Annotated in this window: 9 protein-coding genes; all 9 read left to right on the forward strand. The window is 42.8% G+C overall.

Going from position 1 to position 11248, the window contains the following annotated elements; translation table 11 throughout:
- Nucleotides 1-123 precede the first annotated feature (123 nt).
- The 9 genes from ACQKMR_RS25280 to pyrE all read left to right on the forward strand — a co-directional run bounded on the left by ACQKMR_RS25280 (nt 124) and on the right by pyrE (nt 11116).
- Nucleotides 124-1413 (forward strand): solute carrier family 23 protein, encoded by a 1290-nt coding sequence (locus ACQKMR_RS25280; protein WP_427699754.1) that lies wholly within the window; start codon nt 124-126, stop codon nt 1411-1413.
- A gap of 199 nt (nt 1414-1612) precedes the next feature.
- Complete coding sequence (locus ACQKMR_RS25285; RefSeq protein ID WP_427699755.1) at nt 1613-2548, forward strand: aspartate carbamoyltransferase catalytic subunit; 936 nt, start codon at nt 1613-1615, stop codon at nt 2546-2548.
- Entirely contained in the window at nt 2511-3797 is a 1287-nt protein-coding gene (locus ACQKMR_RS25290) for a dihydroorotase (RefSeq protein ID WP_427699756.1), read from the forward strand. The genes ACQKMR_RS25285 and ACQKMR_RS25290 overlap by 38 nt, the downstream gene beginning before the upstream one ends.
- Nucleotides 3794-4900, forward strand: coding sequence for a carbamoyl phosphate synthase small subunit (locus ACQKMR_RS25295; RefSeq protein ID WP_427699757.1), 1107 nt, complete (start codon nt 3794-3796; stop codon nt 4898-4900). Before ACQKMR_RS25290 ends, ACQKMR_RS25295 begins: the two co-directional genes overlap by 4 nt.
- A complete protein-coding gene (carB, locus tag ACQKMR_RS25300; protein ID WP_427699758.1) occupies nt 4879-8085 on the forward strand; it encodes a carbamoyl-phosphate synthase large subunit in 3207 nt (1068 codons plus the stop codon). Before ACQKMR_RS25295 ends, carB begins: the two co-directional genes overlap by 22 nt.
- The gene (locus ACQKMR_RS25305; protein ID WP_427699759.1) at nt 8082-8861 is read left to right on the forward strand and encodes a dihydroorotate dehydrogenase electron transfer subunit; all 780 of its coding nucleotides are present in this window, start codon (nt 8082-8084) and stop codon (nt 8859-8861) included. Before carB ends, ACQKMR_RS25305 begins: the two co-directional genes overlap by 4 nt.
- Nucleotides 8858-9799, forward strand: a complete 942-nt coding sequence (locus ACQKMR_RS25310) for a dihydroorotate dehydrogenase (RefSeq protein WP_427699760.1) — start codon at nt 8858-8860, stop codon at nt 9797-9799. The genes ACQKMR_RS25305 and ACQKMR_RS25310 overlap by 4 nt, the downstream gene beginning before the upstream one ends.
- Nucleotides 9771-10487, forward strand: coding sequence for an orotidine-5'-phosphate decarboxylase (gene pyrF, locus ACQKMR_RS25315; RefSeq protein ID WP_427699761.1), 717 nt, complete (start codon nt 9771-9773; stop codon nt 10485-10487). The genes ACQKMR_RS25310 and pyrF overlap by 29 nt, the downstream gene beginning before the upstream one ends.
- Nucleotides 10481-11116: an orotate phosphoribosyltransferase gene (pyrE, locus tag ACQKMR_RS25320; RefSeq protein WP_427699762.1), complete on the forward strand. Its 636-nt coding sequence runs from the start codon at nt 10481-10483 to the stop codon at nt 11114-11116. Before pyrF ends, pyrE begins: the two co-directional genes overlap by 7 nt.
- The last annotated feature ends 132 nt before the right edge of the window (nt 11117-11248 follow it).

An 11248-nucleotide genomic window follows, 5' to 3' on the forward strand; every position in this document is an offset into this window, starting at 1 on the left:
GGGAGTCAATCGGGAGAGTTGTGCCTATGCATAGGCCATCCGCCTTCTGAGAAACCCTCTTTGTATATATTGCAAAGAGGGTTTTTGCAGTTTTGATGCAATTTTCATGAGGGGGATACGAATATGGAAGAAATAAAAAGTGACGTCGTACTTGATGTTGAAGACGTACCTAGAGTTGGCCAGTGGATTACATTAAGTATCCAGCACCTATTCGCAATGTTCGGTGCAACGGTGTTAGTGCCATTTCTAGTCGGGTTAAGCCCGGCTGTAGCACTGGTTTCAAGTGGATTAGGAACACTTTCATACTTATTGATTACCAAAGGTCAGATTCCTGCTTACCTTGGTTCATCTTTCGCCTTCATCACGCCAATTATACTGGCAAAGGGGCTGGGCGGACCGGAAGCGGCAATGATCGGCTGTTTTGCAGCAGGGTTCATATATGGGATAATCGCCTTGATTATCCAAAAAGTCGGGTTACGCTGGTTAATGAATTTGCTTCCTCCGGTTGTGGTTGGCCCAGTTATCATTGTAATCGGGTTAAGCCTCGCTGGAACGGCCGTAGACATGGCGATGTATGATCCGCAAAAAAATTACAGTGTCACATATATTATAATAGCGCTAATAACTTTAGCGGTAACCATTATCTGTAACGTTTTCTTTAAAGGATTCATTAACTTAATTCCTATTTTAATGGGAATTATAGTTGGCTACAGCTGTTCAGCAGTTGCGGGAATTATAGATTATGAACCAATTAAATCTGCACAATGGTGGGAAATGCCGAAATTCATGTTTCCTTATATAACCTATACACCAATCTTCTCATGGGAAGTCATTGCCATCATGGTCCCTGTGGCCGTCGTCACACTATCAGAACATATCGGCCACCAGATGGTACTGAGTAAAGTAGTTGGCAGAAACTTTTTGGAAAAGCCTGGTTTACATCGATCCATCCTAGGGGATGGAGCCGGAATTATGATTGGTTCCCTTATCGGTGGGCCACCACTAACATCATATGGTGAAAATATTGGGGTCCTGACGATGACAAAGGCATTTAGCGTGTATATCATCGGTGGAGCTGCTTTAACTGCAATCGTCTTTGGCTTTAACGGTAAAATTTCAGCAGTCATCAGCTCGATTCCTACAGCTGTGATGGGTGGAATATCAATCTTACTTTTCGGTATCATCGCTTCAAGCGGATTAAGGATGCTGATTGATAATAAAGTTGATTTTGATAAAAAACGCAACCTGATGATAGCATCAGTCATCCTGGTACTTGGAATCGGCGGAGCGTTTGTACAATTATCGGAGACGGTATCGCTATCCGGAATGGCACTTTCAGCGATTGTTGGAATCTTGCTTAACTTGATATTACCGGACAGAGAAAAAATTTCCGGAGACATCTTTGAAAAATAAGTCAAACTGTATCACACAATAGATCACCTTTTAAAAGAAGTCCAGAGAGGCTTGAAAGGGTGTTGCTGTAAAGACAAATGAGAACGAACGGGAAAAAAGGCCCTAGTTCTTGCAAGTCTTTATAACCTACACCCTGTCCTTAATGGCGGGGTGTTTTTTTTACCCCGCATCACAACAAATTGTGAAAGGAGCAGGATCAATGAAAAGATTATTGACGATGAATGAATTGACCATAACTGAAATTGAAAAAATTCTACAAGACGCAGAGGGGTTTGCCAATGGAACGAGCTGGAACCCCAAACAGCAGACCATGGTTGCCAATCTATTCTTTGAACCAAGCACACGTACGAAATCAAGCTTTGAAATGGCTGAAAGAAAATTAGGTCTTGAGGTCATCCCTTTTGATGCCGGGACATCATCCGTTTTAAAAGGAGAAACCTTATATGACACAGCAAAAACGTTTGAATCAATCGGTGTCAATGCCTTAATTATCCGCCATGAACAGGATAATTACTTTGATGAACTAAAAGAGAAACTCAACATCCCAATAATCAATGCAGGTGATGGCTGTGGAAATCATCCAACGCAGTCATTGCTAGACTTATTGACGATAAAACAAGAGTTTAAAAGTTTTTTCGGTCTGAAGATTGCAATAATTGGGGACGTAATGCATAGCAGGGTGGCAAAATCGAATGCAGAAGCCTTAACTCGTCTAGGAGCGAATGTCGTATTTTCAGGTCCGCCTGAATGGTTTGATAGAAACAACAGCTTAGGAAGATATGAAGATATCGATCAAGCGATAGCGACATCAGATGTGGTTATGTTACTTCGAATTCAGCACGAAAGACACGATGAAAAATACGATCCGGCAAATGGGGATTATTTGGAAAGATTCGGTTTAACCAAACACCGTGAAAAAAATATGAAACCGGGTGCGATCATCATGCATCCTGCACCAATAAATCGCGGCGTTGAAATTGACAGTGATTTAGTCGAATGTAGCCGTTCAAGAATTTTTAAACAAATGCAAAATGGTGTGTTTATTAGAATGGCTGTATTAAAAAATGTGCTAGAACAATTTGAGGGAGGAATCATCCATGAAAACTGTCATCAAAAATGGAGTATTGCTAGATAATCAAAATTCATTCAAGAAAGCAGATATTGAAATAGAAGGAAAAATCATCACGAAAATCGGAGAGAACTTGGCAACAGAAAATTGTAAAGTAGTAGATGCCAAAGGATTACTTATTACACCAGGATTTATTGACCTGCATATCCATTTACGCGAGCCAGGCGGCGAGCATAAAGAAACAATAGCAACTGGAACGCTTGCAGCAGCTAGAGGTGGTTTTACCACTGTAGCGGCAATGCCTAATACAAGACCTGTTCCTGATACAAAAGAAAATCTCGAAGCACTTAACCGGAAAATTGAAGAAACAGCACATGTTCGTGTATTGCCTTATGCATCCATCACGATTAGAGAGGCTGGCAAAGAACTGACTGACTTTTCTTCTTTAAAACAAACTGGGGCTTTCGCCTTTACTGACGACGGCGTTGGAATCCAAGAAGCCGGGATGATGCTGGCTGCGATGAAACAGGCTGCCGCTCAAGATATGGCCATTGTTGCTCATTGTGAAGATAATAGTTTAATCAATAAAGGCTCTGTGCATGAAGGAAGATACTCCAAAGAACAGGGAATCAATGGAATCCCATCTGTATGCGAAGCTGTACATATAGCCAGGGATATCCTGCTTGCGGAAGCAGCGGACTGTCATTATCATGTCTGTCACATTTCTACGAAAGAATCGGTGAGAACTGTAAGAGATGCCAAACGTGCTGGTATCCGGGTCACAGCGGAAGTTACACCTCATCACTTATTACTGTGTGAAGATGATATCCCAGGACTTGATACGAATTATAAAATGAACCCGCCTTTAAGAGGACGAGAAGATCGTGACGCTTTGATAGAAGGGCTCCTGGACGGAACAATCGATTTTATTGCTACAGATCATGCTCCGCATACAGCTGAGGAAAAAGCTCAAGGGATGCAGCTAGCTCCTTTTGGAATTGTGGGACTAGAAACGGCCTTCCCGCTGCTTTACACAGAATTAGTCAAAAAGGACGTAATCACCTTAAAGCAATTGGTGGACTTCATGACCATCAAACCATCTGAAAGCTTCTCACTTCCTTATGGACATCTAATGGAGGGTGCATTAGCGGATATCGTATTAATCGATTTGGATACGGAAAAAGAAATTAATAGAGAAGAGTTTGCATCAAAAGGAAAGAATACACCTTTTAATGAAAAGAAATGCTACGGCTGGCCAGTTATGACGATTGCAGAAGGAAAAACAGCTTGGGAAAAAGGACGTGTTCAAGGATGAAAAGACAGCTTATTTTAGAAGATGGAACGGTATTCCTCGGAGAAGCATTCGGAGGGGACGTAGAAAAAATAGGTGAAGTTGTTTTTAACACAGGGATGACAGGATATCAGGAGATTTTATCTGATCCATCTTATTGCGGCCAAATAGTTACGCTAACTTACCCTTTAATCGGGAACTACGGAATAAACCGAGATGACTTTGAATCTATCAATCCAGCGATATCAGGGTTCGTCGTTAAGGAAACAGCTGATCTTCCTTCCAACTGGCGCAACCAATTATCTCTTGATGAATATTTGAAAATGAAGAACATACCAGGTATAAGTGGAATCGATACAAGAAAGCTGACAAGAATCATCAGGAAATCAGGTGCACTTAAAGGAGCGCTCTGCAACATCAATAAAGATGCTGCAGAGGTTGTTTCCCAGCTAAAAGCAACGGTGATTCCTTCTAATCAAGTGAAGCAGGTTTCAACAAAAGCTGCCTACTCAAGTCCTGGAAGAGGCCCGCGAGTTGTTCTTGTTGACTATGGTATGAAGCATGGTATTTTACGCGAGTTGACGAAGCGTGGTTGTGATGTTGTGGTTGTACCTTATAACGTTACAGCAAAGGAAGTGCTGCAATATCATCCCGATGGAGTGATGCTTTCAAACGGTCCTGGAGATCCGAAAAGTGTTCAGGAAACGCTTGAAATGATACGTATAGTACAGAAAGAAGTACCGTTATTTGGAATTTGCCTGGGTCATCAGTTATTCGCGCTGGCTAACGGTGCAGATACAGCAAAATTGAAATTTGGACATCGAGGATCTAATCATCCGGTTAAAGACCTTCGTACTGGAAAAGTATCCATCACTTCTCAAAATCATGGATATACAGTCGAGGAGCTTTCCGTTGAAAACACTGACCTTGTTGTGACACATACAGCATTAAATGACAATACAATTGAAGGCTTACGCCATAAAGAATATCCGGCTTTCACAGTTCAATATCACCCGGAGGCTTCACCTGGTCCGGAAGACGCCAACTACTTATTCAATGAATTTTTACAAATGATTGAAGCTGCAACTACTAAGGGGGAAAAAACATGCCAAAACGCACAGATATAAAAAGCATCCTAGTAATTGGTTCTGGTCCAATCGTCATCGGCCAGGCTGCTGAGTTCGATTATGCAGGAACTCAAGCATGTATTGCCTTAAAGGAAGAGGGTTACCGAGTAATCCTAATTAACTCAAACCCTGCCACAATCATGACAGACAGCGAAATGGCGGATGCGGTATATATTGAGCCGATCACTCTTGAATTTGTCAGCAAAATCATCCGTAAAGAGCGTCCTGATGCTCTACTTCCGACTCTAGGAGGACAAACTGGTTTGAACATGGCTGTTGAACTGGCCGATGCAGGGATTTTGGAAGAATGCAATGTGCAGATTCTTGGTACGAAGCTTTCCGCTATCCAACAAGCAGAAGACCGTGATTTGTTCCGGACCCTGATGAACGACCTTGGGGAACCTGTTCCAGATAGCGACATTATTCATAATTTGGATGAGGCTTATAAGTTCGTGGAACGAGTCGGCTATCCAGTTATCGTTCGCCCAGCCTTTACACTAGGTGGAACAGGCGGCGGGATTTGTGAAAACGAAGAGCAGTTAATCGAGATTGTTGAAGGTGGTCTAAAAAGCAGCCCGGTTCATCAATGTCTGCTTGAGAAGAGTATTGCCGGTTTCAAAGAAGTGGAATATGAAGTGATGCGTGATTCCAATGACAATGCAATTGTCGTTTGTAATATGGAAAACTTTGATCCTGTGGGAGTACATACAGGTGACTCTATTGTTGCAGCACCAAGCCAAACGTTAAGTGACAGAGAGTATCAAATGCTTAGAAATACGTCTTTGAAGATTATCCGCGCTTTGAAAATTGAAGGCGGATGTAATGTTCAGCTTGCTTTAGATCCAAACAGCTATCAGTATTATGTCATTGAAGTTAACCCAAGGGTCAGCCGTTCGTCAGCACTTGCTTCAAAAGCGACGGGATATCCGATTGCAAAGCTTGCGGCTAAGATAGCGGTTGGCTTGACGCTTGATGAAATGATGAACCCGGTTACTGGCAAAACATATGCCAGCTTTGAACCAGCGCTTGACTATGTTGTCACGAAAATTCCACGCTGGCCTTTTGATAAGTTCGAAAGCGCCAACCGTAGACTCGGTACACAAATGAAAGCGACGGGAGAAGTCATGGCAATCGGTCGTACATTCGAAGAATCAATTTTAAAAGCTGTGCGCTCCCTTGAAGCAGGACTTTATCATCTCGAGTTGAACGACGAGTTCGAGGATGAAAAAATAGAAAAAAGGATTCGGAAAGCAGGAGATGAGCGGTTATTTTATATCGGTGAAGCACTTAGAAGAGGCAAAACAATCGAAACCATTCACGAATGGAGCCAAATCGATTTATTCTTCCTGCATAAGCTGAAAAAGATTATCGACTTTGAAAAAGAGCTTCGTGAACATTCATTCGATTGTGAAGTCCTGCAGAAGGCTAAGGAACTTGGTTTTTCTGATAAAACGATTGCAGATATATGGGAAGTTTCTGAAAAGAAAATTTATGAATATCGGAAACAACAAGGAATTGTACCGGTTTATAAAATGGTCGATACATGCGCAGCGGAATTCGAATCGGAAACACCATATTTTTACGGAACATACGAAGATGAAAATGAATCAATTGTTACAGATAAGAAAAGTGTCATTGTACTAGGATCGGGTCCAATACGGATTGGACAGGGGGTAGAGTTTGACTATGCGACCGTCCATTCAGTCTGGGCCATCAAAGAGGCAGGCTATGAAGCGATTATCATCAACAACAATCCGGAAACGGTTTCGACGGATTTCAGTATATCTGACAAGCTTTATTTCGAACCATTAACACTTGAAGATGTGATGCATGTTATCGATTTGGAAAAACCAGAAGGTGTAATCGTCCAATTTGGTGGCCAGACTGCAATCAACCTTGCAGATGGTCTTGTTGAAAGAGGAGTGAAGATCCTAGGTACTTCTCTAGAAGACTTGGATCGTGCGGAGAATCGTAATAAATTTGAAAGTGCTCTTAAGGATTTAGGAATTCCGCAGCCAAAAGGTAAAACCGCTACATCTGTCAATGAAGCTATCGTCATAGCTGAAGATATCGGCTATCCGGTTTTAGTAAGACCTTCGTATGTTCTCGGAGGAAGAGCAATGGAAATCGTCTATAAACAAGAAGAATTGCTGCATTACATGAAAAATGCAGTGAAAATCAATCCGGATCATCCTGTCCTGATTGACCGTTACTTAACGGGGAAAGAGGTCGAAGTCGACGGGATTTCTGATGGCGAAACGGTCGTTATTCCTGGAATCATGGAGCACATCGAGCGGGCAGGTGTCCACTCCGGTGATTCGATTGCCGTCTACCCTCCGCAAAGCTTAACGGAAAAACAAAAAGAAGTGATCATCGATTACACGACTAGATTGGCAAAAGGTTTGAATATTATCGGTCTATTGAACATTCAATATGTCATCAGTAATGACGAAGTGTATGTCATTGAAGTAAATCCGCGTTCTAGTCGCACGGTTCCATTCTTAAGTAAGATTACCAACGTGCCGATGGCGAACTTGGCCACGAAGGTCATTTTAGGACACTCTCTTGAAAGCCAGGGCTACCAATCCGGTTTAGTTCCGGAACAAAGCGGGGTCTTTGTAAAAGTGCCGGTCTTCTCATTTGCAAAATTAAGAGGTGTGGACATTTCACTCGGACCTGAAATGAAATCGACTGGTGAAGTAATGGGGAAAGACAGCACACTTGAAAAGGCTTTATACAAAGGGCTTGTTGCTTCCGGCTTCAAAATTCAAGGTCACGGTTCGGTCTTGTTAACGATATCGGATAAAGATAAGCAAGAAGCACTATTGCTGGCAAGACGTTTTCATAATATTGGCTTCAAGTTGATTGCCACAAGCGGAACCGCCGCCCTGTTGGAGCAATCTGGTATCCCAACTGCGGTTGTTGGTAAGATTGGTGAAGAGGGAAGAAACCTTTTGGATGTTATCCGAAATGGGGACGCACAATTCGTCATCAATACTTTGACGAAAGGGAAACAGCCGGAACGAGATGGTTTTAGAATACGTCGCGAATCTGTTGAAAATGGAGTGACATGTCTGACATCCCTGGATACAGCAGAAGCTATTTTAAGAGTGATTGAATCCATGACCTTTTCGGCAGAAGCCATGGGGAAAACAGAAAAAAGTCGTGAGGTGAGCTATACATGATCAAGAAGGAAACGATGAAGGTGTTGACTCATAAAGAACTGGCTCCATCCATATTTGAACTTACCTTACAAGGTGAATTAGTTTCAGAAATGAAGCAACCTGGCCAGTTTGTACACGTAAAGACAACTGAAGGCAACGAGCCTTTGTTAAGACGCCCGATTTCGATTTCTTCTTATAACAGTAGTGAAAAACAGTTCACGATGATATACCGGGCTGAAGGGAAAGGAACGACGCTGTTGTCACAGCGTAAGCAGGCTGAAGCTGTAGATATCCTTGGTCCGCTTGGAAACGGCTTTCCAGTTCATGAAGCGAATAAGGGAGAAACAGCTCTGTTGGTTGGTGGTGGGATAGGTGTCCCACCTCTGTATCAGTTATCGCAAATGTTGGTTGCTAAAGGTGTTAGGGTAATACATGTGCTAGGCTTCCAAACGAAGTCTGCCATTTTTTACGAAAAAGAGTTTAGTAAATTAGGTGATACCTATATTGCCACAGTAGATGGAACGTATGGAACAAAAGGTTTTGTTACGACAGTGATTGACAAGTTGGATACGGAGTTTGAAACTATCTTTTCCTGCGGGCCAACTCCAATGCTAAAAGCATTGGAAGCAGGTTATAGTGAAAAAAAGCTTTACCTGTCCCTTGAAGAAAGGATGGGCTGCGGAATTGGTGCTTGTTTTGCCTGCGTGTGTCATACAGGAGATGATCCGAATGGTTTCAGTTACAAAAAAGTATGCAGCGACGGACCCGTATTCCGGGCAGGAGAGGTGGTATTATGAGCAGACTTTCAGTTGAGTTACCAGGATTACACCTGAAAAATCCTGTCATGCCAGCATCTGGTTGCTTTGGATTTGGACGTGAATACAGCCAGTTTTTCAACTTGGATGTACTGGGAGCAATTATGATTAAAGCGACAACTCCGGAGCCGCGGTTCGGTAATCCAACCCCGCGTGTTGCGGAAACCTCTTCGGGAATGCTGAACGCGATTGGTTTACAAAACCCGGGTTTGTCTAAAGTAATCAATGAAGAACTGGACTGGCTAAGTGGGTATGATGTTCCTATCATCGCTAACGTTGCGGGATCCCAAATAGCTGATTATGTAAAAGTTGCTAGTAACATCAGTAAGGTGGGAAATGTGAAGGCTCTTGAGTTGAATATCTCTTGTCCAAATGTAAAAGAAGGTGGCATAGCTTTTGGTACGGTTCCAGAAGTTGCAAAAGAGGTAACCAAGGCAGTCAAGGAAGTCTCCTCGGTGCCTGTTTATGTGAAGCTTTCTCCAAATGTCAGCGATATTGTGGAAATGGCCAAAGCGGTTGAAGAAGGCGGTGCCGACGGGCTGACAATGATCAATACACTAGTCGGTATGCGTTTGGATTTAAAAACAGGTCGACCGATTCTTTCGAACAAAACTGGTGGGTTATCGGGTCCTGCGATAAAACCAGTTGCTCTCCGGATGATTTATGAGGTAAGCCAGCAAGTATCGATTCCAATCATTGGAATGGGTGGAATCGCTTCAGCGGAAGATGTTATTGAGTTCTTCTACGCAGGTGCGAGCGCTGTTGCAGTAGGAACCGCTAACTTCGTGGATCCGTTTGTATGCCCAACCATCATTGAAGAATTGCCTAATCTACTGGATGAGCTAGGGTTTGATCATATTTCACAATGTACCGGAAGGAGCTGGAAGCAGAATGAAGCAGTCGCTAATTATCGCGCTTGACTTTCCCAACCTAATTCAAACAGAACAATTTTTAAAACAGTTTTCATCTGAAAAACTAGCTGTAAAAGTGGGGATGGAATTATTTTATCAGAATGGACCGTCAATTATTTCTTACGTAAAAGAACAAGGCCACGATGTGTTTTTAGACTTAAAGCTTCATGATATTCCGAACACTGTCAAGAAGGCGATGACAGGTCTGGCAGCTTTAGGCGCTGACATGGTAAATGTCCATGCGGCAGGTGGCCAAAATATGATGGAAGCAGCTCTGGAAGGTCTGGATAGTGGTACAGCTGCAGGGAAAAAACGTCCAATATGTATAGGGGTTACACAGCTTACAAGCACATCACAGGAACAAATGAATCTTGATCAAAACATTGCCGGCTCTCTAGAGGATTCGGTGCTTCATTATGCGAAGCTTACTCAGCAGGCCGGATTAGACGGCGTTGTTTGTTCGTCGCATGAAGTGAAGACAATACATGAACGTATCAGCCGGGAATTTTTAACGGTCACACCTGGCATCCGAAATGCAGGTGGCCAAACACACGATCAAGAAAGAATTGCAACGCCTGAACAGGCAAGAATTTTTGGAGCTGATGCCATCGTTGTAGGTAGAGCGATAACAGGGGCGAAAGATCCATTAACAGCATACTTAGAAATGAAAGCAGCCTGGGAGGGAATATCATGTTAAACCAAACTATAGCCGAACATCTATTAGAAATTAAAGCAGTGTACCTACAGCCTAATGAACCATTCACATGGGCTTCTGGAATTAAATCCCCTATTTACTGCGATAACCGCTTAACCCTTTCTTACCCTGAGGTTCGCAATGAAATTGCAGAAGGATTGAAAGTATTAATTGAACAGCATTTCCCTGAGGCTCAATTGATTGCCGGTACTGCAACGGCTGGCATTCCGCATGCGGCTTGGGTAAGCGAAAAGTTAAATGCACCAATGTGCTATGTTCGCTCCAAAGCGAAGGAGCACGGAAAGGGCAATCAAATTGAAGGTCGCGTTATGCCAGGACAAAAAGTGGTTGTTGTGGAAGATTTGATTTCAACCGGTGGCAGTGTAATTACGGCTGTTAACGCGCTTAAAGAAGCTGGCTGTGATGTCCTTGGGGTCGTTTCTATCTTTTCTTACGAACTGGAAAAGGGAAAAGAAAAGTTCCATGCTGAAGGCATTATGAACTATTCATTAAGTGACTATTCTACCTTAATCAAAGTCGCTAACGAAAAAGGCTACATCACAGAAGGCGAACTGGAAAAGCTGAAAAAATGGCGGGAAAACCCGGAAGATACTGCTTGGATTTTAGCATAATAAAAGTGTGTCCCAATCTTGTAGATTGGGACACACTTTCAGACTGTAGACAAACTCGATGAAAATCGAGTTTGTCTACAGTTTTTTTGAGGGTTTTAAAAATTCGAACGTTGATTGGAACGTAGGGCACTC

Origin of the sequence: Peribacillus sp. NPDC096540, from assembly GCF_050278525.1 — a bacterium.
In the GTDB taxonomy this organism is placed as follows: domain Bacteria; phylum Bacillota; class Bacilli; order Bacillales; family DSM-1321; genus Peribacillus.